The organism is Xanthobacter sp. SG618 (genome assembly GCF_012932745.1).
Lineage (GTDB): Bacteria > Pseudomonadota > Alphaproteobacteria > Rhizobiales > Xanthobacteraceae > Xanthobacter > Xanthobacter flavus.
Genome location: NZ_JABBHL010000001.1, coordinates 492,431 through 517,941 on the forward strand (window position 1 = coordinate 492,431; position 25,511 = coordinate 517,941).

The following is a 25,511-nucleotide window of genomic DNA, read 5'->3' on the forward strand; positions in this document are numbered from 1 at the left end:
GTTGCCCTCCCTGATGTCTGCCCTGCCCCATGCGCGTTGACGCCTTCGACTTCCACCTCCCCGAGGACCGCATCGCGCTGCGCCCCGCCGAGCCGCGCGACACGGCGCGGATGCTCGTCGTCCGCCCCGGCGCCGCGCCAGAGCTGGAGGACCGCAGCGTCCGCGACCTGCCGGATTTCCTGCGCCCCGGCGATGCGGTGGTGGTGAACGACACCCGCGTCATACCGGCCGCGTTGGAAGGCGCGCGCTCGCGCGAAGGCGGCTCGGACGTGGCGGTGGAGGCGACGCTCATCAAACGCCTCGCGCCTGACCGCTGGCGCGCCTTCGCCAAGCCCGGCAAGCGCTTGCGCGTCGGCGACCGCATCCGCTTCGGCGGCGAGGGCGGCTCCTGCCTCCTCGGCACGCTCGATGCGACAGTGGCAGCCAAGGAGGAGGACGGCTCCATCGTCCTCGCCTTCGATTTAGCCGGAGACGTGCTCGACGAGGCGGTGGCGGCGGTGGGCCATATGCCCATCCCGCCTTATATCGCCGCCCGCCGCCACGAGGATGCCCGCGACAAGGACGACTACCAGACCCTGTTCGCCCGCGTCGCCGGCTCGGTGGCGGCGCCGACCGCGAGCCTGCATTTCACGCCCGACCTCCTTGCCCGCATGGCTGCAACCGGCGCGACCCTGCACAAGGTGACGCTGCATGTCGGCCCCGGCACCTTCCTGCCGGTGAAGGCGGAGGACACCTCCGGCCACACCATGCACGCCGAGTGGGGCGAGGTGACGCGCGAGACGGCGGACGCCCTCAATGCCGTGAAGGCGAAGGGCGGGCGCATCTTCACCATTGGCTCCACCTCCACCCGCCTCATCGAGAGCGCGGCGGGAGAGGACGGCCTGATCCGCCCCTTCGTGGGCGAGACGGACATCTTCATCACCCCCGGCTACCGCTTCCGCGCAGTGGACGGAATGCTCACCAACTTCCACCTGCCGCGCTCCACGCTGGTGATGCTGGTGGCGGCCTTCATCGGCCACGAGCCGCAGAAGCGGGCCTATGCCCATGCGATCGCGGAAAATTACCGCTTCTATTCCTATGGCGATGCGTGCCTGCTTCTGCCACAAGGCGGCGCATGACGTCCGACACGCCTGCCGACACCTTCTCCTTCACCCTCTCCGCCACTGACGGCGCCGCCCGCACCGGCTTCGTCTCGACCCCGCGCGGGCGCATCCGCACGCCGGCCTTCATGCCGGTGGGCACGGTCGCGACGGTGAAGGGGCTCTATTTCGACCAGGTGAAGGCGGCCGGCGCGGACATCGTGCTCGGCAACACCTACCATCTCATGCTGCGCCCCGGCGCCGAGCGGGTGGCGAAGCTCGGCGGCCTGCACAAATTCATGCGCTGGGACGGGCCGATCCTCACCGATTCCGGCGGCTTCCAGGTGATGAGCCTGTCCAGCCTGCGCAAGATGACCGAGCAGGGCGTCACCTTCCGCTCCCATGTGGACGGCGCCTATCACGAGATGAGCCCGGAACGCTCGGTGGAGATCCAGGGCCTGCTCGGCGCCGACATCCAGATGCAGCTCGACGAGTGCGTGCGCCTGCCCTGCACCGACGAGGAGGCCGAGCGCGCCATGCGCCTGTCGCTTCGCTGGGCGGAGCGCTCCAAGCGTGCGTTCGAGACGCAGCCCAAGGGCCGCGCGCTCTTCGGCATCGTCCAGGGCGGCGCCGTGCCGGCGCTGCGGGTCGAGTCGGCCCGCGCTCTCGCGGATATGGATTTCCCCGGCTATTCCATCGGCGGCCTTGCGGTGGGCGAGCCGCAGGAGGTCATGCTCGCCATGATCGAGACGGTGGCGCCGCATCTGCCCACCACCAAGCCGCGCTATCTCATGGGCGTCGGCACGCCGGACGACCTTCTGGAGAGCGTCGCGCGCGGCATCGACATGTTCGACTGCGTGATGCCCACCCGCTCCGGGCGGCACGCGCTCGCCTTCACCCGCTTCGGCCGCATCAACCTGAAGAACGCCCGGCACGCGGAAGACCCCCGTCCCCTCGACGAGGAGAGCGACTGCCCGGCCCTGCGGGACTATTCCCGCGCCTATCTCCACCACCTCGTGCGCTGCGAGGAGATGCTGGGGGCCATGCTGATCTCGTGGGCCAACATCCACTATTACCAGCAGCTCATGGCCGGCGCCCGCGCCGCCATCGCGGCCGGGCGATATGCGGACTATGTGGCCGAGACCAAAGCCGGCTGGGCGCGGGGCGACCTGCCGCTGTGGGAAGGCTGAGGGGGATTCGGTTCGCCGGGCTCACCGCCTCTGCGTCACCGTCATCCCCCGGCTTGTCCGGGGGATCCACCCGGCGGCCGGGCGGAATCTTCCTTCCGGGGCACGGCTCAAACGGTGCAGTGGATGCCGCGGATAAGCCGGGGTATGACGGCTGGAGGGGTCACGCCCACTCTCAGAACCAGATGCGTCCGCGCACCGCCTGCTGGGCCGCCCACCACAAGGCGAACTGGCGGCGGAAGGGAGAGAGGCCGGCGGGCTGGCGGAACGGGTCGCTCACCCTGGCCAGCGCCTTGAGATCGCCGGAAACCAGCGCCAGCGGCAGGAAGGGCGCGGCGATGGAGGTGGCAGCATAGGTCTGCCCGGCCGCTTCCCGTGCCTCCCACAGGTGACGGGCCGCCGTCTCCCGCAGCTCCGCAAGCGCCGCCAAAAGGCCGGGCGTGACACTGCCCGACACCGCTTCCTCGCGCCCGACGCCATGGCGGGCGAGGACATCGACCGGGATGTAGCACTGCCCGCGCGCCGCATGGATGGGGAAGGCGCGCATCAGCCCGGTCATGGCGATGGTGACCCCCCCGTGCCCCGCAAGGTCGCCGGAGCGGCCCACGTCCGGCAGCAGAATGAGCGCGGAAAGCTGGAGCAGCGCCGAGGCGGTTTCGCCCGCATAGCCCTCGAGATCGCCCACGGTGGGCATGGGATCGTCGTACAGGTCGAAGACCCGCGCGTCGGCCATGGCGATCAGGCTCGCGCGCGGCAGGCGGAAGCGCGCGACGGTATCGAGCAGCGCGGCGGCCACCGGGTGGCCGGAGACATCGCCCCTGCCCTCCCCCTCGATCACCTCCCGCCACCAGGCGAGGCGCACCTCGCCGGGCAGAGCCTCGCGCACCACCTCCCGCACGCGGGCGACATCGAGATTGTAGGCGTAGAGCGCGAGGAGGTGCATGCGCTTGTCCTGCGGGGCGAACAAGGCGGCGAGGAAGCGGTCGCGATCCTGCGCCTGCACCTGCGCGGCGCAATAGGCATAGGCCTCGTCGAGTGCCTTGTCGTCCAGCGCCGGGCTTTCCATGGCTCAGACCGCAATCAGCGCCGCACCCACCCGCCGGCCCTCGGCGAGGAGCACGTTGTAGGTGGCGGCGGCGGACGGCGTGGGCATCAGCTCGAAACGAATGCCGGCCTCGCGCAGGATCTGCTTGAGCGGCTCCTTGAGGTGCGCCGGGTCCTTGCCCGTGCCGATGAGGAGCAGTTCGACGGAAGCGGCATCCGCCACCACGGGGGCGAGCGAGGCGGCGTCGATCTCGGCCACGCGCACAGGCGCCCAGCCGCGGATGCCCGAGGGCAGCGCGAGGATGGAGCCGGCATGGGACATGCCGGCAAAGTGGAAGAAGGTGTCGCCATAACCGTCGATGGCGACCTGCCGCGGCAGGAAGGGCGCGCCGTCCGGGGCGGCCACCACCCGCGCCTCAGGCCTTGGCCGGGCGGGCGGGACCAGCCTTGCCGTTGGGCTTTCCGTTCTTGCCCTTGCCACCCTTGGCCGACACGCCGGTCGCGGGCGCGGCCTCGGGCGGGATTGCGGCGGCGGCGTCCTTCGCCTCCAGCTTCACCAACTCGTCCAGCTCCTTCACCTCCGGATCGGCCGCGTCCTTCGTCGGCAGGCTGACCGTGGAGGCGCGCAGGCCGAGATGGATGAGGATGGGGGCGGCGACGAAGATGGTGGAATAGGTGCCGATCACCACGCCCACCGTCATCGCCAGCGAGAAGCCGCGCAGCACCTCGCCACCGAAGAAATAGAGCGCGAGGGTAGCGAAGAAGGTGGTGGTGGAGACGATGATGGTCCGCGAGAAGGTCGCGTTCACCGCGATGTCGAGCAGTTCGGGCAGCGGCAGCTTCTTGTAGCGGCGCAGCATCTCGCGGATACGGTCGTACACCACCACCGTATCGTTGAGCGAGTAGCCCATGATGGTCAGGATGGCGGCGATGGACGTCAGGTCGAAGTCGATACCGAACGCCGAATAGATCATCAGCGTAACGAAGATGTCGTGCATCGTCGTCACGATGGCGCCCACCGCGAACTGCCACTCGAAGCGGAACCACAGATAGCCGAGCACCGCCACCGCGCCGAGCACGAGCGCCAGGATGGACTGGCGCACCAGTTCGCCGGACACGCTCGGGCCGACCGTCTCCACGCGACGGACGCTGTAGTCGGTGCCGAGCACGCCCTGCACCTTGGCGAGGATGGCCTGCTGGGCCTCGTCCGTAGTGCCGAAGGCGCCGATGCGGATCAGCACGTCGCGGGGCGAGCCGAACTCCTGGATCTGCACGTCGCCCACGTCGAGGTCGGTCAGGTGCTCGCGCAGCGCGCCGATATCGGCCTGCTGCTGGCTGGTCTGGGCCTCGATGAGCGTGCCGCCCTTGAAGTCGATGCCAAGATTGAAGCCGTGGATGGCGAACAGCAGGCAGGCCACGATGGACAGCGCCGCGGAGAACGGGAACGTCCAGTGCCGCAGGCGCATGAAGTGGATGTTGGTCTGCGCCGGGATGTAATCGATCAAAGGCATGTGCGGCGCACCTTCAGATGGGCAGCTTCGCCGGCCGCCGCCACTTCACCCAGTAGGCGATCATGAGCCGCGTCAGGGTGTAGGCGGTGAACATGGTGGTCAGAAGGCCGAGGATGTAGGTGACGGCAAAGCCGCGCACCGGACCCGACCCACCCATGAGGAACAGGATGACCGCCGTGGCGAGAGAGGTGATGTTGGCGTCGAGGATGGTGCCCAGCGCGTTCACGAAGCCCTTGTCGATGGCCGAGATGGCAGACCGGCCTTCCCGCGCCTCGTCGCGCATGCGCTCGAATATGACGACGTTGGAATCCACCGCCATGCCGATGGTGAGGACGACACCCGCGATACCCGGAAGGGTCAGCGTGGCGCCCAGCACCGACTGGAGCGAGAACATCAGGATGATGTGCACGGCCAGCGCGATGAGCGCGAACAGGCCGAACAGGCCATACACGGCAAGCATGAACACGGTGACGAGGCCGCCGGCCACATAGGCCGCGGTCTTGCCCGCCTGGATCGAGTCGGCGCCGAGGCTCGGACCGACCGTGCGCTCCTCCACCACCTTCAGCGGGGCCGGCAGGGCGCCGGCGCGCAGCAGGATGGCGAGGTCGTTGGCCTGCTGCACGGTGAACGCGCCGGAAATCTGGCCCGCGCCGCCGAGGATCGGCTCGCGGATCACCGGAGCCGAGATCACCTGGTTGTCGAGCACGATGGCGAAGGGCCGGCCGACCGATTCCTGCGAGACGGCGGCGAAGCGCTTGGCGCCGTTATTGTTGAAGCGGAAGGAGACGATGGGCTCGCGGGAGTTCTGGTCGAAGCCCGGCTGGGCATCCACCAGATCCTCGCCGGAGACGCGCACCTGCTTCTCCACCAGATAGGGCTGGCCGTCCTGGCCCTTAAGCACTTCCGATTCCGGCGGCGCGCGGCCTTCCTGCGCCTGCTGCGGCGACATGGACTGGTCCACCATGCGGAAGGAGAGCTTGGCGGTCTGGCCGAGCAGGTTCTTCAGGCGCTGCGGGTCCTGCAGGCCGGGCACCTGCACCAGGATGCGGTCGAGGCCCTGGCGCTGGATGTTGGGCTCCACCGTGCCGAGCTGATCGATACGGCGGCGGATGATCTCGATGGACTGGTCCACCGCGGAGCGCATCTTGGCGGTGAGGCCGGCATCGGTCAGCTGCAGCGTGACGGTGCCGTCCGAGCCCGACGAGACGGTCAGGTCCATCTCGCCGGAGGAATTGCCGAATAGGGCGTTGGTGACGGGCGCCGCGAGCTTCCTCAGCTCGGTGACGGCCTTCTGCGTGTCGTTGGGGTCACGCAGGCGAAGCGTCACGCTGGTATCGCGCAGCGCGAGGTTGGAATAGCCGATCTTCTGGTCGCGCAGCACGCGGCGAACCTCGTCGCGCAGCTGCTCGGTGCGCTCCTTGCGGAGCGCCGGCCCGTCCACCTCCAGCAGGATGTGCGAGCCGCCCTGCAGGTCGAGGCCCAGCGTGACCCGGCTCGACGCCAGCCACGAGGGCAGGTGGTCGAGCATGCCCGGGGAGAGCACGTTGGGCACCGCGAACAGCATCCCGATGGCGATGGTGACGAGGATCGCCGTGGTCTTGAGACGGGAGAAGTGCAGCATATCGCGCGCGGTCTTTCAGAAAGCGTGATGCGGCCGGATCAACCGGCCGAGACCTCGTCCTTGGCCGGTTCGCCCTTGGCGCGCACGGTGGCGATCTGCGCGCGAATCTGGCGGATGCGGACGTTGTCGGCGATCTGCAGCTCCACCTCGTTCTCGTCGATCACCTTGGTGACCTTGCCGACGAGGCCGCCGCCGGTGACCACCACGTCGCCGCGACGCAGGGAGTTCACCAGTTCCTGATGCGCCTTGGCCCGCTTCTGCTGCGGACGCAGGATCAGGAAGTACATGACCACGAAGATCAGCAGGAACGGGGCGAGCTGAATGAGCATGTCGGCCCCGCCGCCGGCTCCCGTGGCGCCTTGGGCGAAAGCGGGCGTGATGAACATCTCGATCCTCGTTCGTCTGTGAAGGGAATCCGCATTCCGCCGGGGTCCGGCGAAGCGGCGGGACTATAGCGGCCGCCCCGTCGAATGCAAACGCGGGGCCGCTTGGCTCACGCAGCTGTTGAAAAGACTGGGGCGGCGCCGGGCCGCTTCGGTTTCGGCGACGCGGGACTCACCTTGCAAAGATGCCGCTGCGGAAGGCATCTCCCCTCCCCCCGCACGAGGGGAGGGGCCCTGTCGCCTATTTCCCGTCGAACAGCAGCGCGAGGCGGGTCATCCAGGGCTCGTCGGTCTGGTCGAGGCGCAGCGGCGTGACCGAGATGCGGCCTTCGTCCAGCGCGCGCAGGTCCGTGCCGGGGGAGGTCTCGTAGATGCGGCGCTCGAAGGCGATCCAGTAATAGGGGTTGTTACGGCCGTCGCGACGCTCGTCGATGCGCATCAGGCGCTGGTCGCGCTTGCCCTGGGCGGTGGCGGCGATGCCGGTGATCTCCTCCGGCAGGCGGTCCGGGAAGTTCACGTTCATCACGATGCCGGGGGGAATGCCCTCGTCCAGCAGCATCTTGATGATGCGCGGCGCATGGGTTTCGGCGGTGACGAAGTTCGGATTCTCCCGCGTGCGCATGCCGAAGGCCTGCGAGAGCGCGATGGAGGGGATGCCGAGGATGGTGCCCTCGATGGCGCCGGCGACGGTGCCGGAATAGCTCACGTCCTCGGCGATGTTCTGCCCGCGATTGACGCCGGAGAGCACGAGGTCGGGCGGATTGTCGATGAGCAGATGCCGCACGGCCATGATGACGCAGTCCGTGGGCGTCCCCTTCACCGCATAGCGGCGCTCCTCCACCTGCCGCAGCCGCAGCGGGTCCGAGAGCGAGAGCGAGTGAGCGACGCCCGACTGGTCGAACTCCGGCGCCACCACCCACACGTCATCGGTGAAGGTGCGCGCGATGGCCGCGCAGCTGTCGAGGCCCGGCGCGTGGATGCCGTCGTCATTGGTGACCAGAATGCGCATGGGGTGTCCCTTTGTCCGGCACACGGCCGGCAGTATCTGCTTCTGTCGCCTCCCGGGCCGTCATCCCCCGGCTCGTCCGGGGGATCCACGGTTGGGCTGGGCGTCGGTCCGCCGAGATCGCTCCGGCGGCGGGGTGGATGCCCCGTACGAGCCGGGGCATGACAACATCACGGGACGGAGGCGACCGGGACGGCCCTTGCCGCCCTACTTCAGCTTCTCGATCATCTTCAGCCCGCCCATGTAGGGCAGCAGCGCCTCCGGCACCGCGACGGAGCCGTTCTCCTGCTGGTACGTCTCCAGCACCGCGACGAGGGCGCGGCCGACCGCCACACCCGAGCCGTTGAGTGTGTGGACGTAGCGCGGCCCCTTCCCTTCCGCCGGCCGGTAGCGGGCATTCATGCGCCGGGCCTGGAAATCGCCGCAGACGGAGCAGGAGGAGATTTCGCGATAGGCGTTCTGCCCCGGCAGCCAGACCTCGATGTCGTAGGTCTTCTGTGAGGCGAAGCCCATGTCGCCGGTGCAGAGCGTGACGACGCGATAGGCGAGGTCCAGCTTCTTCAGCACCGCCTCGGCGCAGGCGAGCATGCGCTCGTGCTCCTCGGCGGACTTCTCCGGCGTGGTGATGGAGACCAGCTCCACCTTGGTGAACTGGTGCTGGCGGATCATCCCCCGCGTATCCCGCCCCGCCGCGCCAGCTTCCGCGCGGAAGCAGGGCGTGCAGGCGGTGAGGCGCATAGGGAGCTCTTCCTCGGAGAGGATGGACTCGCGCACGAGGTTGGTCAGCGGGACTTCGGCGGTGGGGATGAGCCAACGACGAGAAATATCTATCCAGCGATCCAGTTTCTTCGCCGCATCACCGGCTAGGCTCACGGTCGCTTCAGGATATTGATTAGCGTCAGGTCCAGACACTTCATCAAACTGATGTTTAATCTGGCTAAAGGTCAGTCCGTCGATCACACCGAACTGATCTTCTTCAAACTTCGGCAGTTGCGCCGTGCCGAACATTGCCTCATCCCGCACTAACAGCGGCGGGTTGACCTCCAGGTACCCATGCTCGCCCGTATGCACATCGAGGAAGAACTGCCCCAACGCGCGCTCCAGCCGCGCCAACGGGCCTTTGTTGACAACAAAGCGCGCGCCGGAGAGCTTGGCGGCGGTTTCGAAATCCATCTGGCCTAGGCCCTCGCCCACCTCGAAATGCTGCTTCGGGGCGAAGGCGTAGGTGCGGGGCGTGCCGAAGCGGCTCTTTTCCACGTTGTCGTGCTCGTCTGCGCCCTGCGGCACATCGGCGAGTGGGGCGTTGGGGATAGCGGCGAGTTCGCGATCAAGCGATTTCTCCACCTCCTTCACTTCAGCTTCCAGAGTCGGGATGTCAGCCTTTAGGTTGGCGACCTCGCGCATCAAGCGCTCAGCCTCGACCGCGTCCTTCTTCGCTTTTGCCTGCCCGATCTCTTTGGAAGCGCTATTACGGCGGGCCAGCTTGTTTTCCAAGTTGGTCAACAGCTCACGACGGCGATTGTCGAGGCCACGCAGCCTGGCGACCAGAGCTTCCGCCGCCGCCTTGGCTTCGTCGGAGCGGTTGCCACGCCGCGCGAGGGCGTCGATCAGGCCGGCCGGCTCGTCCCGGATCCATTTGATGTCGTGCATGGCAAGCTCCGCCTCATAGGGCGCGGCGTGCCCCCCACACAACCGTCATGACCGGCCTTGTGCCGGGCATCCACGTCGCGCCGACAGCGCTAGCGGTCGGAAAACGCGCCCAGCCGCGCCACGTGGATGGCCGGGTCAAGCCCGGCCATGACGGACCGGGAGGAGACCCACCCCGCGCCCAAATTCCAATAATCCGGGAAGGCCCCGCCGTCAGTCCGCTGTCGCGGCGTCGGCTGCGTTGCGCGCCGCTTCCGCCACCAGCCGGCGCTTCTCGACGACGCCCACCAGATAGACGGACACCTCGTAGAGAAGCAGCGTCGGCAGGGCAAGGGAGAGCTGGCTGATGACATCCGGCGGGGTCAGCACCGCGGCGAGCACGAACACGCCGACGATGGCGTAGCGCCGGGCCTTCACCAGCATCTCCCGCGTCACCACGCCGATCTGCCCGAGCAAAGTGAGGATGACGGGAAGCTGGAAGCAGATGCCGAACGCCAGAATCAGCGTCGTGATGAGCGAAAGGTATTCGGAGACCCGCGGCAGCAGCGAAATCTCGGCCTTCCCGTCGCCGCCCACCTGCTGCATGCCGAGGAAGTAGGTCATGGCCAGCGGCATGGCGACGAAATAGACAAAGGCCGCGCCGATGAGGAAGCAGATGGGCGTGGCGACGAGATAGGGCCGGAAGGCCGCCTTCTCGTGCTTGTAGAGCCCCGGCGCCACGAACATGTAGACCTGCGTCGCCACCACCGGGAAGGAGATGAAGGCGGCGCCGAACATGCCGAGCTTGATCTGGGTGAACAGGAATTCCTGCGGCGCCGTGTAGATGAGCTTCACCCCGGTGCCGAAGCCGGAGGCGAACTCATAGGGCCACAGCAGGATGTTGTAGATCTGCTTCGCCAGCATGAAGCAGGCGATGAAGGCCACGAGGAACGCCACCAGCGACTTGATGAGGCGCGAACGCAGCTCGATCAGATGCTCGATGAGCGGGGCCTTGGAGGCGTCGATTTCGTCCTGGTCGCTCATCACGCGCTCTTCGTCTCGCCGGCGACGGGCAGGCTCTCGGGAGCCGGCTCAACGGCTACGGCAGGCGGCGCAACCGGCGCGGGGGGCACGGCGGCCTCCACCGAGCGGCGGATTTCGGCGCGGATGGCGGCCATGGGATCGGGCAGTTCCACGGGCGGGGGCAGATCGGGCAGCGCGATCGGAGCCTCGGGAGCGGGGGCCGGCGGGGTCGGGTTCGCGCCCTCCACGGTGGAGCGAATCTCCTCGCGGATGGAGCGCAGCGGATCGAACATGTCGGAGGTGGCGAGGGTGGAGCGGGCGGTCTCGGTGACGTCGCTGATTTCTTTGCGCATGTCGGCAAGGTCCGCCTCGCGCAGGGCCTCCTGGAACTGGCCCTGGAACTCGCCGGCCATCCGGCGCAGCTTCGTGACGGTGCGTCCCACGGTGCGCAGCACCGTAGGCAGCTCCTTGGGACCGATGACGATCAGCGCGACAATGCCGATCAGCATCAGCTCGGACCAGCCGATATCGAACATGAGCCCGTCTGTCCGGCGGTGGTGCCGCCGCCCTCTTCAAGTGTTCAGGGGCAGAGGTCCGTCAGACGGGCTTCTTCTCGGCTTCGGGGGCGCTCGACGTCTGGTGCGGAAGCGGGCGCGGCGCCTCGGGGGCGGCCGGAGGAGCCTTCACCGGCTCGTCGTCGTCGGCCATGCCCTTCTTGAAGGACTTAATGCCCTTGGCCACGTCGCCCATCAGATCGGAGATCTTGCCGCGACCGAACAGGAGGAGCACCACGGCCAGCACTACGATCCAGTGCCAGATGCTCAACGAACCCATCTAACCATCCTCCAAGGATATTCTTTGTGGCCCCGGCGGCAGACCGCAGGGCCGTTCGGACGGCGACACTAGGCTCGGCCCGCGGCGAAAACAAGGACTTCACCGGGATCGACCAGAAGGCCCACTTCGTCGCCCTTTTTCACGTTTCCCGCGTCCCGCAGGCGCAGCACCAGCGGGCGCTCCACCCCTTCCACGATCACTTCCACGAGATCGAGCTCGCCGAGAAAGCGCCGCTCAAGCAGCCGTCCCGCGACGCCGCGCCCGGCCGGCACGAGCGCGATGCCCTGCGGGCGGATGGCGACGATGGCCGGCCCGTCCAGCAGTCCCGGCGCCGCGAACCGGCCGATGGGCGTGTCCGCCATGCCGCCGACGACCTCGGCATCGATCTCGTTCAGCTCGCAAAAGAATCGCGCCACGCCGAGATCCGCCGGGCGGCGGTAGAGCTCCTCCGGCGGGCCGAGCTGCACCAGCTCGCCCTTGCGCAGCAAAGCGATGCGGTCGGACAGGCGCATCGCCTCCTCGGGATCGTGGGTGACGATGATGACCGTCGCTTTGGCATCCCGCAGCACCGCCAGCGTCTCCGCCCGCACCTGGTCGCGCAGGCGGCGGTCGAGGCCGGAGAAGGGCTCGTCGAGGAGAAGGATGCCCGGACGCGGCGCCATGGCGCGGGCCAGCGCCACGCGCTGCTGCTGCCCGCCGGAGAGTTCGTGGGGATAGACCTCGGCGAGATCGGCGAGGTCTACCCGCGCCAGCGCGAGGCGCGCCTCCCGCGCCGCCTCGGCCCGCTTCAGGCCGTTGAGGCCGAACATCACGTTCTCAAGATTGGTGAGGTGCGGGAACAGGGCATAGTCCTGAAACACCAGCCCCACCCCGCGCCGCTCGGGCGGCACGAAGGCCCCCTGCCCCGCCACCACCTCGCCATCGATGAGGATTCGGCCGGCGTCCGGCTGCTCGATGCCCGCCGCGAGGCGCAGCAGAGAGGTCTTGCCGCAACCCGACTGGCCGAGCAGGCACAAAACCTCCCCCGGCTCCACCGCGAGACTCACGCCGCGCACGGCGGCGACGTCGCCATAGGAGAGTTGCACGGCCTCGAAGGAGAGGCCCTTGGCGAAAGCGGCAGGGGTGCGGCTGCGGGTCATCCCCAGGGTCTCGATCTCGTCAACCAGAACCGCCTCCTCACGCGTCGCCATCATCTTCGGGCGCGCTCGCGCCCGGCTCCTCGTCCTCCGGCGGGGGCGAGAGGTGGAAATCCAGCATGTCCGGCTCCAGCGCCTCCTCGTCCTCGCGCAGGCCCGGATCGTCGGACGGCAGCGGAATGGCGAAGCCGGCGGGGATGCGCCCGTCGATGAGGCCGGCGCCCTTCAGCTCGTCGAGGCCGGGCAGATCCTGCACCGCATCGAGGCCGAACTGCACGAGGAAGGCCGGCGTGGTGCCATAGGTCACGGGCCGTCCCGGCGCCTTGCGGCGGCCGCGCAGGCGCACCCATCCGGTCTCCAGCAGCACGTCCAGCGTGCCCTTGGAAGTGGAGACGCCGCGAATCTCCTCGATCTCCGCGCGGGTGACCGGCTGGTGGTAGGCGACGATGGCCAGAACCTCAATGGCCGCGCGCGAGAGCTTGCGCGCCTCCGGCACCGGCCCGGCGACGACGCGGGCGAGGTCCGGCGCCGTACGCAGCATCCAGCCGCCGGCGGCCTTCACGATGTTGACGCCGCGCCGGGCGTAATCGGCGGTCAGCGCCTCCATCAGCGCGCCGATATCGGCGTCGGCGGAGAGGTGCGGCTTCATGGCCTTGGCGTCCACCGGCAGCGGCGAGGTGAACAGCAGCGCCTCGATGGCCCTCAGATCGCGCGCGAAGGCATAGGCGCGCTCGTCCTCCGGACGCACGTCGAACAGGTCGATGCGCGGGGCGGAACGGGTCATCTCTCCTCTCCGGGCGCCGGGTCGGACGCATCGAACGGCAGCAGCGGCTCAGGCTCCACCGCCGGGCGCGGACGCAGCCACAGGGGGGCGAAGGGGGCATCCTGGCGGATATCCAGCATCCCCTCCCGCACCATCTCGAGGCTGGCCGAGAAGCTCGACGCGAGCGCGGTCGCCCGCTGCTCGGGCGTCGTCATGTAATCTAGCAGGAATTGGTCGAGCCGCATCCATTCGCCGACCACCTCCGCCCCGAGCAGACGCTCCAGCCGGGCGCGGGCCTCGGCGAGGGACCAGACGGTGCGGGTCTTGAGCGTGACATGCGACAGCGCCTTGGTCTGTCGCTGGCGGGCATAGGCGGAGAGCAGGTCGTAGATGGTGGCCGTGTAGACCGTATAGAGCGGCTCCTTCGAGGGCGGCGGCAAAGCACGGGCGAAGGCGTCGCGGCCCATCTGCGGGCGCGCCATCAATTGCGCGGCGGCGCGGCGGATGCGCTCCAGATGCCGCAGGCGCCGGGCGAAGGCGGCGGCCATCTCCTCCGCGCTTGGCCCCTCCTCCTGCGGCGGTGCCGGCAGCAGCAGGCGCGATTTCAGATAGGCGAGCCACGCCGCCATCACGAGATAATCGGCCGCAAGCTCAAGACGGCCGCGCCGGGCTTCCTCGATGAAGGCGAGATACTGGTCGGCGAGGGCGAGGATGGAGATCCTGGACAGATCAACCTTCTGCGTCCGCGCCAGCGCGAGCAGCAGGTCCAGCGGCCCCTCGAAGCCGTCCACGTCCACCACGAACGCCTCGTCGGCGGCGACCTGGGCGCGGTCTGTGCCGAGCTCGAAGGCGTCCGGACCGGAATCGCCCGAGGTCGGCGCGGACATGGGGTCAGCCCACCGTCTTGAGCTGAGCCGCGACCGCTGCCCTCAGCTGCCTGGCGTCGACCGGATCAGGCACCACCCGCAACGACAGGGCCTTGGCGGCGCGGGCATAGGCCTCGCCGGTCAGAACGGGAGCGGAGGCGGCCACCTTCTCCATCTCCTCCATCTTGCCGTTGCAGTGGAGGAGCATGTCGCAGCCCGCCGCCAGCGCGTCGCGGCCACGGGTTTCCATGGTGCCGGCGAGCGCCCCCATGGAGAGGTCGTCGCTCATCAGCATCCCGTCGAAGCCGATGGAGCCGCGCACCACTTCGGACAGCACCACCGGCGAGGTGGTGGCGGGACGGTTCGGGTCGATGTCGGCATAGACCACATGGGCGGTCATGCCGAGGGGCAGATCAGACAGGTCGCGGAAGGCGGCGAAGTCCATGCCTTCCAGTTCGCCGCGCGTGGCGGTGACGACGGGAAGCTTCTCGTGGCTGTCCACAGGCGCGCGGCCATGGCCGGGGATGTGCTTCAGCACGGGTAGCACGCCACCCTCCATCAGCCCCACCGCCGCCGCCCGCGCCAGAGCCGCCACTGCGACCGGCTCAGTACCATAGGCGCGATTGCCGATGATACCGTGGCCATCCGGGTGGCGCAGGTCCGCGCAGGGCAGGCAGTCCACGTCGATGCCGAGGGCGTAGAGGTCCGCCGCGATGGCCCGCGAATTGAGCCGCACCGCCTCAAGCGCCGCGGTGGGATCGGAGAGGTAGAGCTGGCCGAAGGCCTCGGCGGGGGGATCGTCGGTCCAGTGGGGCGGGCGCAGGCGCTGCACGCGGCCGCCTTCCTGATCGATGAGGACCGGTGCCATCCAGCCCACCGCCTCGCGCAGGTCGGCGACCAGCGCGCGCACCTGGTCCGGGTCCGCCACGTTGCGGGCGAACAGGATGAAGCCCCAGGGCTCCGCATCGCGGAAGAAGCTGCGCTCGGTGGCCGAAAGGTTCGGGCCGGCACAGCCGGCGATGAAGGCGCGCGAGGTCATGTGTCCGGCCTATAAGCGGGCATCGGCGCCGTCAAGCGGGCGGCATGGTGCGTCGCCCGCCTCTCCCCGCGCAGATTTTGCCCCGCATTGTCGGCCATGGTCATACTCGGGCGTCCTTCAGAAGGCACCAAGGGAGCCCCGCCATGATGTACGCCATCCTCTGTTACCACGAAGAAGATGTGGTCTGTTCCTGGACCCAGGAGCAGGACGACGCCGTGATGGCCAAGATCGCCGTGGTTCAAGAACGGCTCACCAAAGCCGGCAAGATGGGCGCCTCGCTCCGCCTCCTGCCCACCACTGCGGCGACGACCTTGCGCAAGACGCAGGAGGCACCCCTCGTCATTGACGGTCCCTTCGCCGAGACGAAGGAGCAACTGCTGGGCTTCTATCTCGTGGACGCCGCCGACCTCGACGACGTGCTCGCCATCGTCAAGGACCTCTCGGAGGTCAATCCCGGCGCCACCTATGAGATTCGGCCGGTGCGCGCCTTCTTCCCCGACCAGCGCGCGGGCCAGAAGACCGGAACATGACCACCCCCGCCATTACCGATCCCGACTGGATCAACGCCACCCTCACCGCCGCCCGGCCGCAGGCGGTGGCGGCCCTCCTGCGCTATTTCCGCGATCTCGACACCGCCGAGGAGGCGTTTCAGGAAGCCTGCCTGCGCGCGCTGCGCACCTGGCCGGTGAACGGCCCGCCGCGCGATCCCGCGGCCTGGCTCATCCTCGTCGGCCGCAACGCCGCCCTCGATGGCGTGCGCAAGCGGGCGAAGCACGATCCCCTGCCCCCGGACGACCAGCTCTCCGACCTCGACGACGCCGAGGCGCCCTTGGCCGAGCGGCTGGACAATTCCCACTATCGCGACGACGTGCTGCGCCTGCTCTTCATCTGCTGCCATCCCGAGCTTCCGGCAACGCAGCAGATCGCCCTCGCCCTGCGCATCGTCTCCGGTCTCACGGTGAAGGAGATCGCCCGCGCCTTCCTCGTCAGCGAGGCCGCCATGGAGCAGCGCATCACGAGAGCCAAGGCGCGGATCGCGCGCGCCGACGTACCGTTCGAGGCGCCCGGACCTGTGGAGCGCGCCGAGCGGCTGGGGACGGTGGCGGCCATGGTCTATCTCGTCTTCAACGAAGGCTATTCAGCCGGCGGCGAACCCAGCCGCGCCGGCCTGTGCGACGACGCCATCCGCCTCGGCCGGCTTCTTTTGCGGCTGTTTCCCACCGAGCCGGAGATCATGGGCCTCCTCGCGCTCATGCTGCTCCAGCACGCCCGGGCCGCCGCCCGCTTCGATGCGGACGGCCGGGCCATCCTGCTCGACCGGCAGGACCGCACGAGATGGGATCGCGAGCGCATCGCCGAAGGGCTGGCGCTCATCGACAAGGCCATGCGCCACCGCCGCCCCGGCGCCTACCAGATCCAGGCGGCGGTCGCGGGCCTCCACTCCCGCGCGGCGACCCCGGAGGAGACCGACTGGGCGCAGATCGACGCGCTCTATGCGGCGCTCGAGTTTCTCCAGCCCTCCCCGGTGGTGACGCTCAACCGCGCCGTCGCCGTGAGCAAGGTCAAGGGTGCGGAGGCTGCGCTCGCCATGATCGAGCCGCTGGCGCCGCAGCTCTCCGGCTATTTCCACTTCTTCGGTGCCCGCGGCGCATTCCTGCTGGAACTTGGCCGGCAACAGGAGGCGCGCGTCGCCTTCGACCGGGCCATCGCGCTCGCCAACACACCGGCCGAGGCAGAGCACATCCGCGCGCAGATCGATCTCATCCAGTCACAGGCCTGAGGAAAAATGCGGGCAGGCTGTCGGGATCGGCGCCGCCCGCCCGTCATCACAAAAGGCGCGCTCCGGCGCCGGAGGAGGAAAGCATGTCCGACACTGCCGAGACCACCATGCCGTCCATCGATCCCGCCGCCATGCCCCCGGTGAAGGGCGGCGTCACAGCCTATGTCACCGTGGAAGGCGCCATGAAGGCCGCCGATTTCTACAGACAAGCCCTCGGCGCGGAGCTCGCCTTCGCCATCCCGCCGGACGAGAGCGGGCGGACCATGCACGTCCACCTCTACATCAACGGCTCGTCGGTGATGCTGGCCGACCCCTACCCGGAATATTGCTCCGGTACCGTGGAGAAGCTCGGCGGCTTCAACCTCTCGCTGCATGTGGGCGACACGGATGCCGCCTTCGCCCGCGCGGTGGAAGCGGGCGCAACGCCGGTGATGCCGCCGGAGGACATGTTCTGGGGCGCCCGCTATGCGCAGGTGCGCGACCCCTTCGGCGTGCTCTGGGCCTTCAACCAGCCGCGCTGACTGCGGTTCGAGGCGCGCGCAAAGTCAGCCGACCGCGCGCACGCGCTCCTCGTCCATTCCCTCCTCGTCGGGGTGGCGGGCGGGCAATGCCTCCAGCGCCTCCTCGGCCTGCGCACGGGCGAGGGCCGCGGCGGCGTCCTCCGCTTCCCGCTGGCGGTTCCAGAGGGCGGCATAAAGCCCGCCCTTCGCCAGCAGCTCCGCGTGGCAGCCGCGCTCGGCAACCTTGCCATCGGCGAGAACGAGGATTTCGTCCGCGCTCACCACGGTGGAGAGGCGGTGAGCGATGACCAGTGTGGTCCGCCCCTCGGACACGCGGTCGAGCGCGTCCTGGATTTCCTTTTCCGTATGGCTGTCCAGCGCCGAGGTCGCCTCATCCAGCACCAGGATGGGCGGCGCCTTCAGCAGGGTACGGGCGATGGCCACGCGCTGCTTCTCGCCGCCGGAAAGCTTGAGGCCGCGCTCGCCCACCTCAGTCTTGAAGCCCTTGGGCGTGGCGCGGATGAAGCCGTCGATGCGGGCGAGCCGCGCCGCCTCCTCCACCTCGGCCTCCGACGCCGCCGGGCGACCGTAGCGGATGTTGTAGGCGATGGTGTCGTTGAACAGCACGGTGTCCTGCGGGACCATGCCGATGGCCGCGCGCAGGCTCTCCTGCGACACCTCCCGCAAATCCTGCCCGTCGATGGTGATGCGGCCGCCCGAGACATCATAGAAACGGAACAGCAGGCGGGAGAGTGTCGACTTGCCCGCGCCCGACGGCCCGACGATGGCCACCGTGCGCCCCGCCGGCACCTCGAACGAAATGCCCTTCAGGATTTCCCGGCCGGCGTCGTAGGAGAAGCGCACATCCTCGAACCGCACCGTGCCACCGGAGACCACGAGGTCCGGCGCACCGGGACGATCGGTGACTTCCGGGGCCACCTGAAGCACGGCGAACATGGCCTCGATGTCGACGATGGCCTGCTTGATCTCGCGATAGATGAAGCCGAGGAAATTCAAAGGGATGTAGAACTGGATCATCATGGCGTTGACCATGACGAACGAGCCCACCGTCTGCCGCCCGGCGCGGATGTCCAGCACGCACATCACCATCACCGCCGCGAGGCCGATGGAAAAGATGAGCGCCTGCCCGGCGTTCAGCCACGCCAGCGAGGTGTAGGTGTTCACCGTCGCCTTCTCGTAGCGCGCCATGGAGCGATCGTAGCGGGCCGTCTCCCAGCGCTCGGCGCCGAAATACTTCACCGTCTCGTAGTTGAGCAGGCTGTCGATGGCCTTGGTGTTGGCGTCGGTGTCGCTCTCGTTCATCTCCTTGCGGATGGCGAGGCGCCACTCGCTGGCGACATAGGTGAACAGCGAATAGAGCACCACCGTCGCCGACACGACCGCCACATAGCGCCAGTCGAAGGCGAACAGCAGCACGCCCAGCACCATGACCAGTTCGACGATGGTCGGCGCCAGCTGTAGCGCCAGCATCCGCACGATGGTCTCGATGCCCGAGCGCGCCCGCTCCAGAACGCGCGTCAGCCCGCCCGTCTTGCGCTCCAGATGGAAGCGCAGGGACAGTGCGTGCATATGCTCGAACGTCTCCATGGCGAGCCGCCGCACGGCATTGAGCGCCACCTTGGCGAACAGGCCGTCGCGCAGCTGGGTGACGCCGGCCATGAGGATGCGGCCGAGCCCATAGGCCAGCGTCAGCGCCACCGGGGCGCCGATGACGAGGGCCCAGAATCCGACATCCGGCGTCGCCGCCTTGCCGGCGGCGACCTCTGCGGTCAGTGCGTCGGTCGCCCATTTGAACAGGAAGGGCACCGCCATGGTGGCACCCTTGGAGGCGAAGAGCAGGACAAAGGTGACGACCACACGCGCGCGAAGGTCCGCCCGGTCGGCCGGCCACAGATAGGGCCACAGGCCGCGCAGGGTGGAGAACATGGCGTCGGAAGAGACGGCGGCCCGCCGGGCTGCGGGCTTCTGGGATTGGGACATGATGGCCTAACGTTGTTCCGGTGCGCCGGGGGTGCAGCAACCCGACGGCCGGCGGAGCGCCTTGAACAGCGCATCGATCTCTTCAGCCAGCGCATCGAGCGCCGCCTTGTCGAGGCAGTAGCTGGACCGCTGCCCCTCGGTGCGGCCGCGGATCAGCCCGGCGTCGAGGAGAACCTTCAGATGTTGCGAGACGGTGGACTGCGCAAGGGGCAGCGCCCGGACGATCTCGCCGCACACGCACCGCTCCTGCCCTGCCAGCGTCTCCAGCATGGCGAGCCGTGCCGGATGGGCGAGCGCGCGCAGCTTTGCCGCGAGATCGGCCCTTGCGGTGCCGGTTTCATCGGCAGCGGCGGGGTCCGGGGTTGGGAAGGAGGGAGCATTCATCGTTCATCGACGATAGACGATGAACGACCATGGAACAAGCTCGTTGCCCCCGCCCGCGTCACGCCGTCGTCGCGGGTGCGCACTATTCGCGCTCTATTCGCCCTCGGGCGGCCTGCCCTACCGGCCGCCAAGTTTGGTAAAGTGCGCGCATGGCCAGAATCGACAGTGTCTGTGTGTATTGCGGCTCCGCCACCGGCGGCGATCCGGTGTTTGCCGAAGAAGCCCGGAATTTCGGGCGCATCCTTGCCGCGGAGGGCGTGCGCCTCGTCTATGGCGGCGGCGGCATCGGGCTGATGGGCGAAGTGGCGAGCGCGGTGGCGCTGGCCGGCGGCTCCGTCACCGGCATCATCCCGCGCTTCCTGATGACCCGCGAGCGTGCTTTCGCCCACGAGGCGGAGATGATCGTCGTGGAGGACATGCACGAGCGCAAGCGGCTGATGTTCGAACGGGCGGATGCCTTCGTGGCCCTGCCCGGCGGCGTCGGCACGCTGGAGGAACTGGTGGAGCAGCTCACCTGGGCCCAGCTCGGCCGGCACAAGAAGCCGATCCTGATCCTCAACACGGCGGGCTTCTGGGATCCTTTCGTGACGCTGGTGGATCACATGCGCGGCGCCGGCTTCATCCGCGCGGACACGCCGGTGGAGATGCTCACCGCGGACCGGGCTGAAGACATCCTTCCCCGCCTGCGCGCCGCCGCCGAGAAGGTGCCCGAGCGCGCGCTCCATGCGGCGGACGGCACCATCGCCGGCCGCATGTAGGCTCCAGTCGGTCCCGCTGCGCGGTCAGCTGTTGGGCTGATCCAGCGCGGCGATGGCGACCATGACCACGGAGCCGATCAGCATGATTGCGACGACGGTCTGCATCTCCTGAACCCTTGCTGCACTGCGGCAGAAGGAGCGTAACCCCGGAAGAATAATTGTTGCACTGCACAACGCGCAGAACACCGATGTTCGCGACGCAGGGCAGCGGTAGCAGGGGCGGAAAATGGAGAAGGCTCAATGGGCGCGCCAGGGCACGGCGAGCAATTGGCGACCCCGGCAGGGCTCGAACCTGCGACCTAGTGCTTAGAAGGCACTTGCTCTATCCAGCTGAGCTACGGGGCCTCGTTCCGCCTTTTACGGCGGGCGGCCGCACAGCGGAAGCGCCTTTCCCGGTCGGGATCGGAACGCAGCCGGCTCAGTGGGTCCACTGGCCGGTGCGGTTGAAGGCGAAATTGTCGGAATAGGCCATGCGCCGGCGGCCCGCCTCGTGCGGCTCGGACACCCGGTAGGGGATGCCGCGCTTCTCGCAATAGGCCACGGCCTCTTCCTTCGTCTCGAAAGAGAGGCGGATCTGGCTGCGCATGTCGGCCGAGGAGGTGTAGCCCATGAGGGGCTCCACGCGGCGGGCGTGCTCCGGCTCGTAATCGAGCACCCAGTGCTTGGTCTTCGCCACGCCGGACTGCATGGCGTTGCGCGACGGCTTGTAGATGCGAGCGACCATGGTTCGAACCCGTCAGAATGCCGGGCGGCCCCTGCCGGGCGGCCCGTTTCGTCTGTTTCGTCTATAGTGAAGCCACGCGGGCGAGGCAACCGAACACGGCGCCGCGCCCCGTATTGGGACGCCTCAGCGCAGGATCAGGCACTCCGCGGCCGCCTGCGCCGATTCGGCGGCGGTGAGGTGGCTCACCTTGCCCGAGAGCACCAGCGAGCGGGTCTGGTCCGTCACCACGGCGCGGCCGTCGGCGCCCTTCACCAGCAGGGGGGCGCTCGCCACGTAGATGGCGCGGGCATCGTTGGAAAGCTTGGCTGCGCAACGGTCGGCGGCGGCCTTGTCGGCAAAAGCGGGAGCCGTCGAGAGGAGCCCTGCGGCCACTGCCATCGCCGCCAAATTCCAAGCCGTAGTCCGCATGCGCTCACCCTTCACCGCTTCCCGGCACCGGCCGGGCGCATCCTTGTTGAGGAGATCGCAGGGGAATGCAAGCCGGGCCGGTCAAGTGGCGAACCACCATGTGGCAAGGCCGAGGAAGGCAAAGAATCCCACCGTATCCGTCACCATGGTGACGAACACGCCGGAGGCCACCGCCGGGTCCAGCTTGAGCTTCGAGATGGCGAGGGGAATCAGGATTCCGAACAGGCCGGCGGCGATCATGTTCAGGATCAGCGCCGAGGAGATCACCACGCCAAGATGGACGTTGGCGAACCAGAAGCCGGCGATGACGCCGAGCAGGCACGCGAGCGTCGTGCCGTTCACCAGCCCCACCAGCACCTCGCGCAAGACGATGCGCCGGGCGTTGTGGCTGGAGAGTTCCTTGGTGGCGAGGGCGCGCACTGCCACCGTCATGGTCTGCGTGCCCGCATTGCCGCCCATGGAGGCGACGATGGGCATGAGGATGGCGAGCGCCACCATCTTCTCGATGGTGCCCTCGAACAGGCTGATGATGGAGGCGGAGACGAAGGCGGTGCCGAGATTCACCACCAGCCACGGCAGGCGGCTGCGGGCGGTGAAGGCCACCGTGTCCGACAGTTCCTCGTCGCTGCGCACGCCGCCGAGGGCGCGCAGGTCTTCGTCCGCCTCCTCCTGGATGACGTCCACCACGTCGTCGATGGTCATGACGCCCACCAGCCGGCCGGCATCGTCCACCACCGGCGCTGAGACGAGGTTGTAGCGCTCGAACATGCGCGCCACGTCCTCCTGATCCTCGGACGCCTTCACCACCTTGGCCTGCTCGGCCTTCACCGCGCTCATCAGCACCGGGCGGCGCGTGCGCAGCAGCCGGTCCAGAGGCACCGAGCCGACGAGGCGATAGGCGGGGTCCACCACGAACACCTCATAGAAAGTGTCCGGCAGGTCGGCGGTCTCGCGCATGTAGTCGATGGTGCGTCCGACGGTCCAGAAGGGCGGGACGGCGATGAACTCCGTCTGCATGCGCCGGCCGGCGCTTTCTTCCGGGTAGTCGAGGGAGCGCTGCAGGGCCACCCGCTCCGGCGCCGGCAGGTGCTCCAGCACCGCGGCCATCTCGTCCTCGTCGAGATCCTCGAGGATGTAGACGGCATCATCCGAATCGAGGTCCCGCATCCCCCGGGCGACGGTGATCGGCGAGAGGCTGCGCAGGATGGAGACGCGGACCGTCTCGTCCAGCTCGGTCAGGGCCGTGAAGTCGAAGGCCGGCCCAAGCAGCTCGATGAGCCGGCGCCGTTCGTCGGCGTCCAGCTCCTCGATGAGGTCGCCCATGTCGGCTTCGTGCAGATCGCCGACGAGCGCCTTCAGCGCATCCACATCGCGGGCTTCGATGGCCTCGTTGACCCGGTTGCGGAAGGAGTCCGAGAGATTGCCGTCCTCGTCGCGCACCGTCAGAGGCATCACCTCAGCGCCGGCCTCATCAGCATCGTCGCGCATGCGCTCCTCCCGGGGGGTGGGACGGGTACGGGCGCCCGCCTCCGATGAGGATGCGGGCACGGGATCTGGGGATACGGCGTCGGCCGCTCCGCAAAGCGACGGAGGGGCAGGTGCCTCCCGCTGCGTCTAGTGATCCCCGCGCCGTTTGTGAAGCCTTCCGCCGGCAATCCGCCCTTTTCGCTGGACCGCGCCGTCTCCATGTCATTATGAACGCCCCGCCGGCCGGACGGAGATTTCGCCAGATGACGACCCTGCCCTATTCGGAGCGCCCGCTCTTCCGCCCCGGGCCGCGCACGCTCAACTGGATGATCCCGCTGGGCATGGGCGCCGTCGGCTGGGCCCTCTACATGCGCTACATGGTGGTGGAGCCGACCCTCGTTTCGCTGGCCTGCGAGGCGGGGCTGGAAAGCGCCGGCTGCTACGGCCGCGCCGCGGTGCTGGCGCTGTCCCTGTGGAACGTGTTCGGCGCCGTGGCGCTGGTGGTGGCCCTGATCCAGCTTCTGGCGCCGGGCCTCGCCACCTTCTCCGTGGGCATGGTGTTCGCGAGCTTCGCCCTCGTCTTCCACAACGAAGTCGCCGGGGCGCTGGCGGCGATGATGCTCATCCTCTCCTTTGCACGGCCTGGACCCGCCACAGCGTGAAGGCCATGACGAGGCAGAGCGCGCCGAACCAGGCCGCCTGCCAGTTGGCGAGAGTCTCGTTGAGCGGCACATAGATGCCGGCCACCAACAGGCCCCACATGGCGATCAGCTCGGCGAGGCCGGCACCGTCGCGATCCGCCCGCCGCACGAACAACGGCGCCGCGACCGCCGCCACCAGCGCGGTGAGCGGGAACACCGGGAAATCCTTGTAGCGCGGATCGAACACCAGCTCGAACGCCACCGACCCCACCGCGATCGTGGCGAGGGCCAGCACCGCCGCGGATGCGATGGCGGCGCCCGAGGTCGCGGGCCAGCGGCGGGAATCGAGGGCGACCGAGAAGGGCGCGAGCCCCTGCCCGCGCACGATCACGACCGGCATGGTCACCATGGCCAGCGCGGCGGCGGCGAGGATGAGGCCGTTGCGCAGCCAGCCCACGAAGCCGAGGCTTTCCAGCGGCAGCGCCGAGAGCGCGGCACCGAGCGTCGCTCCGCCGAACAGGGCGATGGCGGCGATCGCGTACCATTCCAGCGGCCGCACCGGCTCCTCGCGGCGGCGGGTGGCGGCGAGGGCCGAGCCGAACACCGCGACGACCGAGAGGATGCCCACGGCGATATGCATGCGCCAGCCCGGGAAATCCTCCACCGGCTGGCCCCAGGCGAACTTGGGCAGGCGCGTGTCGGCGTCGATCACGCCCCAATGGCCACCCACCGTGCCCTCGCTGCGCCGCTTCCACGGCTGGTCGAAGGCCTCGATGACGTTGACCCGGTAGCCCTGGCGCTTGGCCAGCGCCACCACGTCGTGCATCACCCGCGCCTGGTTGGCGGGCGAGGGCAGCGCATCCTCGCGCATGCGGCCGGCGCTGGGCCAGCCGGTCTCGCCGATGAGAATCTCCTTGCCGGGAAAGGCCTCGGCCATGCGCTGGCGGATCTCGTCCACATGCGGGCCGGCATCCTCGGCGGAGACCGGCAGGTCCTCCCAATAGGGCAGGATGTGGATAGTGACGAAATCCACGTTCTCGGTGAGGCCCTTGTTACGCTCCCAGAACTCCCAGACATCGGCGTAGGTGACGGGCACGCCGCCCACCTCCCGCTTCACGCGGGCGAGCACGTTGGCAAGTTCCGTGGCCGACATCTCGCCGCGCAGCAGCACCTCGTTGCCGACGACGACGGCCTTAACCACGTCCGGATTTTCCTTCGCGAGGCGGATGCCGGTCTCGAGCTCGATGCGGTTGCGGTCCGCGTCCGGCCCCAGCCAGATGCCGAGCAGCATGGTCAGGCCGTGCTTGCGGGCCAGCGCCGGGGCCTTGTCGAGGCCCATCTCGATGGAATAGGTGCGCACGCAGGATGTGATCTGCGCGAGGCGGACGAAATCCTCCTCGATCTGCGCCTCGGGAATCACCAGCCCCTTCTGGAAGGGCGACTGGCCATCGCGGAACGGGGCGTAGGAGACGCAGGGCAACTTCTCGCCCGCGGCCAGCGGCGACGGGGGCATGGACACCGGACGGCCCAGATAGGTCCACAGGCCCGCGATGAGGCCGCAGACCAGGAGCGCCAGCACCAGAGGCAGCCGCACGGAGGAAGGCATCTCGTCTCCAGAGGTGAAGGTGTCCCCCGCGCCACATAGAGCCTTGGACAGGCGGTGTGAAGCCTCCGCACGCAGCTATGGGGGGACGGTAAGCGAAAGCCACGCTTTCCCTACGGCATGTGCC

At 68.6% G+C, this 25,511-nt stretch carries 27 protein-coding genes and 1 tRNA gene; 7 read left to right on the plus strand and 21 right to left on the minus strand.

All coding sequences use genetic code 11. The features are described 5' to 3' along the window. Nucleotides 1–29 precede the first annotated feature (29 nt). Entirely contained in the window at nt 30–1,118 is a 1,089-nt protein-coding gene (gene queA, locus FHT36_RS02395) for a tRNA preQ1(34) S-adenosylmethionine ribosyltransferase-isomerase QueA (protein WP_169120801.1), read from the plus strand. Beyond that, nucleotides 1,115–2,269, plus strand: coding sequence for a tRNA guanosine(34) transglycosylase Tgt (gene tgt, locus FHT36_RS02400; protein WP_169120803.1), 1,155 nt, complete (start codon nt 1,115–1,117; stop codon nt 2,267–2,269). Before queA ends, tgt begins: the two co-directional genes overlap by 4 nt. 172 nt (nt 2,270–2,441) lie before the next feature. On the opposite strand, the gene FHT36_RS02405 is transcribed toward tgt, so the two are convergent. The 14 genes from FHT36_RS02405 to nagZ form a co-directional block, all read right to left on the minus strand. Beyond that, on the minus strand, nt 2,442–3,332 hold the full coding sequence (locus FHT36_RS02405) for a phytoene/squalene synthase family protein (protein WP_169120805.1): 891 nt from the start codon (nt 3,330–3,332) through the stop codon (nt 2,442–2,444). 3 nt (nt 3,333–3,335) lie between these two features. Then, nucleotides 3,336–3,716, minus strand: a complete 381-nt coding sequence (locus FHT36_RS02410) for an Mth938-like domain-containing protein (RefSeq protein ID WP_169120807.1) — start codon at nt 3,714–3,716, stop codon at nt 3,336–3,338. A 10-nt stretch (nt 3,717–3,726) separates the two neighbouring features. Beyond that, nucleotides 3,727–4,821, minus strand: coding sequence for a protein translocase subunit SecF (secF, locus tag FHT36_RS02415; RefSeq protein WP_169120809.1), 1,095 nt, complete (start codon nt 4,819–4,821; stop codon nt 3,727–3,729). 13 nt (nt 4,822–4,834) lie between these two features. Continuing rightward, on the minus strand, nt 4,835–6,442 hold the full coding sequence (gene secD, locus FHT36_RS02420; protein WP_169120811.1) for a protein translocase subunit SecD: 1,608 nt from the start codon (nt 6,440–6,442) through the stop codon (nt 4,835–4,837). Nucleotides 6,443–6,480: 38 nt separating this feature from the next. Continuing rightward, nucleotides 6,481–6,828, minus strand: a complete 348-nt coding sequence (yajC, locus tag FHT36_RS02425) for a preprotein translocase subunit YajC (protein WP_169120813.1) — start codon at nt 6,826–6,828, stop codon at nt 6,481–6,483. Between the two features lie 238 nt (nt 6,829–7,066). Then, complete coding sequence (surE, locus tag FHT36_RS02430; RefSeq protein ID WP_169120815.1) at nt 7,067–7,834, minus strand: 5'/3'-nucleotidase SurE; 768 nt, start codon at nt 7,832–7,834, stop codon at nt 7,067–7,069. A 204-nt stretch (nt 7,835–8,038) separates the two neighbouring features. Then, nucleotides 8,039–9,481, minus strand: coding sequence for a serine--tRNA ligase (gene serS / locus FHT36_RS02435; RefSeq protein WP_169120817.1), 1,443 nt, complete (start codon nt 9,479–9,481; stop codon nt 8,039–8,041). Nucleotides 9,482–9,691: 210 nt separating this feature from the next. After that, on the minus strand, nt 9,692–10,501 hold the full coding sequence (tatC, locus tag FHT36_RS02440; RefSeq protein WP_169120819.1) for a twin-arginine translocase subunit TatC: 810 nt from the start codon (nt 10,499–10,501) through the stop codon (nt 9,692–9,694). Beyond that, on the minus strand, nt 10,501–11,016 hold the full coding sequence (gene tatB, locus FHT36_RS02445) for a Sec-independent protein translocase protein TatB (RefSeq protein ID WP_169120821.1): 516 nt from the start codon (nt 11,014–11,016) through the stop codon (nt 10,501–10,503). Before tatB ends, tatC begins: the two co-directional genes overlap by 1 nt. Before the next feature lie 61 nt (nt 11,017–11,077). Next, nucleotides 11,078–11,314 (minus strand): twin-arginine translocase TatA/TatE family subunit, encoded by a 237-nt coding sequence (locus FHT36_RS02450; protein WP_169120823.1) that lies wholly within the window; start codon nt 11,312–11,314, stop codon nt 11,078–11,080. A 68-nt stretch (nt 11,315–11,382) separates the two neighbouring features. Next, nucleotides 11,383–12,504 carry an ABC transporter ATP-binding protein gene (locus FHT36_RS02455; protein WP_246702034.1) on the minus strand — a complete coding sequence of 374 codons (1,122 nt, stop codon included), beginning with the start codon at nt 12,502–12,504 and terminating at the stop codon, nt 11,383–11,385. Continuing rightward, nucleotides 12,491–13,234: an SMC-Scp complex subunit ScpB gene (gene scpB, locus FHT36_RS02460; protein ID WP_169120825.1), complete on the minus strand. Its 744-nt coding sequence runs from the start codon at nt 13,232–13,234 to the stop codon at nt 12,491–12,493. Before scpB ends, FHT36_RS02455 begins: the two co-directional genes overlap by 14 nt. Then, nucleotides 13,231–14,100, minus strand: a complete 870-nt coding sequence (locus tag FHT36_RS02465) for a ScpA family protein (protein WP_169120827.1) — start codon at nt 14,098–14,100, stop codon at nt 13,231–13,233. The genes scpB and FHT36_RS02465 overlap by 4 nt, the downstream gene beginning before the upstream one ends. 4 nt (nt 14,101–14,104) lie before the next feature. After that, complete coding sequence (gene nagZ, locus FHT36_RS02470) at nt 14,105–15,118, minus strand: beta-N-acetylhexosaminidase (protein ID WP_169120829.1); 1,014 nt, start codon at nt 15,116–15,118, stop codon at nt 14,105–14,107. Between the two features lie 143 nt (nt 15,119–15,261). Between nagZ and FHT36_RS02475 the strand changes: the two genes are divergently transcribed. The 3 genes from FHT36_RS02475 (at nt 15,262) to FHT36_RS02485 (ending at nt 17,419) form a co-directional block, all read left to right on the plus strand. Then, nucleotides 15,262–15,648, plus strand: a complete 387-nt coding sequence (locus FHT36_RS02475; protein ID WP_169120831.1) for a YciI family protein — start codon at nt 15,262–15,264, stop codon at nt 15,646–15,648. Next, nucleotides 15,645–16,898 (plus strand): RNA polymerase sigma factor, encoded by a 1,254-nt coding sequence (locus FHT36_RS02480; protein ID WP_169120832.1) that lies wholly within the window; start codon nt 15,645–15,647, stop codon nt 16,896–16,898. Before FHT36_RS02475 ends, FHT36_RS02480 begins: the two co-directional genes overlap by 4 nt. 83 nt (nt 16,899–16,981) lie before the next feature. Beyond that, nucleotides 16,982–17,419, plus strand: a complete 438-nt coding sequence (locus tag FHT36_RS02485; protein ID WP_169120834.1) for a glyoxalase/bleomycin resistance/extradiol dioxygenase family protein — start codon at nt 16,982–16,984, stop codon at nt 17,417–17,419. Between the two features lie 24 nt (nt 17,420–17,443). Here the strand turns inward: FHT36_RS02485 and FHT36_RS02490 are convergent, their stop codons facing one another. Together FHT36_RS02490 and FHT36_RS02495 are read right to left on the minus strand one after the other, a co-directional pair. Further along, nucleotides 17,444–19,399, minus strand: a complete 1,956-nt coding sequence (locus FHT36_RS02490; RefSeq protein ID WP_169120836.1) for an ABC transporter ATP-binding protein/permease — start codon at nt 19,397–19,399, stop codon at nt 17,444–17,446. Between the two features lie 6 nt (nt 19,400–19,405). After that, the gene (locus tag FHT36_RS02495) at nt 19,406–19,783 is read right to left on the minus strand and encodes a helix-turn-helix transcriptional regulator (protein WP_169120838.1); all 378 of its coding nucleotides are present in this window, start codon (nt 19,781–19,783) and stop codon (nt 19,406–19,408) included. Between the two features lie 149 nt (nt 19,784–19,932). Between FHT36_RS02495 and FHT36_RS02500 the strand changes: the two genes are divergently transcribed. After that, the gene (locus tag FHT36_RS02500) at nt 19,933–20,541 is read left to right on the plus strand and encodes a TIGR00730 family Rossman fold protein (RefSeq protein WP_169120840.1); all 609 of its coding nucleotides are present in this window, start codon (nt 19,933–19,935) and stop codon (nt 20,539–20,541) included. A 268-nt stretch (nt 20,542–20,809) separates the two neighbouring features. On the opposite strand, the gene FHT36_RS02505 is transcribed toward FHT36_RS02500, so the two are convergent. From FHT36_RS02505 to mgtE, 4 genes are all read right to left on the minus strand, one after another. Continuing rightward, nucleotides 20,810–20,886: transfer RNA gene (locus FHT36_RS02505), tRNA-Arg, on the minus strand. 73 nt (nt 20,887–20,959) lie between these two features. Next, entirely contained in the window at nt 20,960–21,265 is a 306-nt protein-coding gene (locus FHT36_RS02510; RefSeq protein ID WP_169120842.1) for an ETC complex I subunit, read from the minus strand. 123 nt (nt 21,266–21,388) lie between these two features. Further along, a complete protein-coding gene (locus tag FHT36_RS02515; protein WP_169120844.1) occupies nt 21,389–21,643 on the minus strand; it encodes a hypothetical protein in 255 nt (84 codons plus the stop codon). A 111-nt stretch (nt 21,644–21,754) separates the two neighbouring features. Beyond that, nucleotides 21,755–23,161, minus strand: coding sequence for a magnesium transporter (gene mgtE, locus FHT36_RS02520; RefSeq protein ID WP_169120846.1), 1,407 nt, complete (start codon nt 23,159–23,161; stop codon nt 21,755–21,757). Between the two features lie 242 nt (nt 23,162–23,403). On the opposite strand from mgtE, the gene FHT36_RS02525 reads away from it, so the two are divergent. Continuing rightward, nucleotides 23,404–23,802, plus strand: a complete 399-nt coding sequence (locus FHT36_RS02525; RefSeq protein ID WP_169120848.1) for a hypothetical protein — start codon at nt 23,404–23,406, stop codon at nt 23,800–23,802. On the opposite strand, the gene FHT36_RS02530 is transcribed toward FHT36_RS02525, so the two are convergent. Continuing rightward, a complete protein-coding gene (locus FHT36_RS02530) occupies nt 23,762–25,387 on the minus strand; it encodes a glycosyl hydrolase family 17 protein (protein ID WP_210257535.1) in 1,626 nt (541 codons plus the stop codon). The genes FHT36_RS02525 and FHT36_RS02530 overlap by 41 nt on opposite strands. Between the last annotated feature and the right edge of the window lie 124 nt (nt 25,388–25,511).

Bases quoted from the DNA above. Each gene is read 5' to 3' on its own strand.
- queA (WP_169120801.1), top strand. From the start codon at position 30: ATGCGCGTTGACGCCTTCGACTTCCACCTCCCCGAGGACCGCATCGCG.
- tgt (WP_169120803.1), top strand. From the start codon at position 1,115: ATGACGTCCGACACGCCTGCCGACACCTTCTCCTTCACCCTCTCCGCC.
- FHT36_RS02405 (WP_169120805.1), bottom strand. From the start codon at position 3,332: ATGGAAAGCCCGGCGCTGGACGACAAGGCACTCGACGAGGCCTATGCC.
- secF (WP_169120809.1), bottom strand. From the start codon at position 4,821: ATGCCTTTGATCGATTACATCCCGGCGCAGACCAACATCCACTTCATG.
- secD (WP_169120811.1), bottom strand. From the start codon at position 6,442: ATGCTGCACTTCTCCCGTCTCAAGACCACGGCGATCCTCGTCACCATC.
- yajC (WP_169120813.1), bottom strand. From the start codon at position 6,828: ATGTTCATCACGCCCGCTTTCGCCCAAGGCGCCACGGGAGCCGGCGGC.
- surE (WP_169120815.1), bottom strand. From the start codon at position 7,834: ATGCGCATTCTGGTCACCAATGACGACGGCATCCACGCGCCGGGCCTC.
- serS (WP_169120817.1), bottom strand. From the start codon at position 9,481: ATGCACGACATCAAATGGATCCGGGACGAGCCGGCCGGCCTGATCGAC.
- tatC (WP_169120819.1), bottom strand. From the start codon at position 10,501: ATGAGCGACCAGGACGAAATCGACGCCTCCAAGGCCCCGCTCATCGAG.
- tatB (WP_169120821.1), bottom strand. From the start codon at position 11,016: ATGTTCGATATCGGCTGGTCCGAGCTGATGCTGATCGGCATTGTCGCG.
- FHT36_RS02450 (WP_169120823.1), bottom strand. From the start codon at position 11,314: ATGGGTTCGTTGAGCATCTGGCACTGGATCGTAGTGCTGGCCGTGGTG.
- FHT36_RS02455 (WP_246702034.1), bottom strand. From the start codon at position 12,504: ATGGCGACGCGTGAGGAGGCGGTTCTGGTTGACGAGATCGAGACCCTG.
- scpB (WP_169120825.1), bottom strand. From the start codon at position 13,234: ATGACCCGTTCCGCCCCGCGCATCGACCTGTTCGACGTGCGTCCGGAG.
- FHT36_RS02465 (WP_169120827.1), bottom strand. From the start codon at position 14,100: ATGTCCGCGCCGACCTCGGGCGATTCCGGTCCGGACGCCTTCGAGCTC.
- nagZ (WP_169120829.1), bottom strand. From the start codon at position 15,118: ATGACCTCGCGCGCCTTCATCGCCGGCTGTGCCGGCCCGAACCTTTCG.
- FHT36_RS02475 (WP_169120831.1), top strand. From the start codon at position 15,262: ATGATGTACGCCATCCTCTGTTACCACGAAGAAGATGTGGTCTGTTCC.
- FHT36_RS02480 (WP_169120832.1), top strand. From the start codon at position 15,645: ATGACCACCCCCGCCATTACCGATCCCGACTGGATCAACGCCACCCTC.
- FHT36_RS02485 (WP_169120834.1), top strand. From the start codon at position 16,982: ATGTCCGACACTGCCGAGACCACCATGCCGTCCATCGATCCCGCCGCC.
- FHT36_RS02490 (WP_169120836.1), bottom strand. From the start codon at position 19,399: ATGTCCCAATCCCAGAAGCCCGCAGCCCGGCGGGCCGCCGTCTCTTCC.
- FHT36_RS02495 (WP_169120838.1), bottom strand. From the start codon at position 19,783: ATGAATGCTCCCTCCTTCCCAACCCCGGACCCCGCCGCTGCCGATGAA.
- FHT36_RS02500 (WP_169120840.1), top strand. From the start codon at position 19,933: ATGGCCAGAATCGACAGTGTCTGTGTGTATTGCGGCTCCGCCACCGGC.
- FHT36_RS02510 (WP_169120842.1), bottom strand. From the start codon at position 21,265: ATGGTCGCTCGCATCTACAAGCCGTCGCGCAACGCCATGCAGTCCGGC.
- FHT36_RS02515 (WP_169120844.1), bottom strand. From the start codon at position 21,643: ATGGCAGTGGCCGCAGGGCTCCTCTCGACGGCTCCCGCTTTTGCCGAC.
- mgtE (WP_169120846.1), bottom strand. From the start codon at position 23,161: ATGCGCGACGATGCTGATGAGGCCGGCGCTGAGGTGATGCCTCTGACG.
- FHT36_RS02525 (WP_169120848.1), top strand. From the start codon at position 23,404: ATGACGACCCTGCCCTATTCGGAGCGCCCGCTCTTCCGCCCCGGGCCG.
- FHT36_RS02530 (WP_210257535.1), bottom strand. From the start codon at position 25,387: ATGCCTTCCTCCGTGCGGCTGCCTCTGGTGCTGGCGCTCCTGGTCTGC.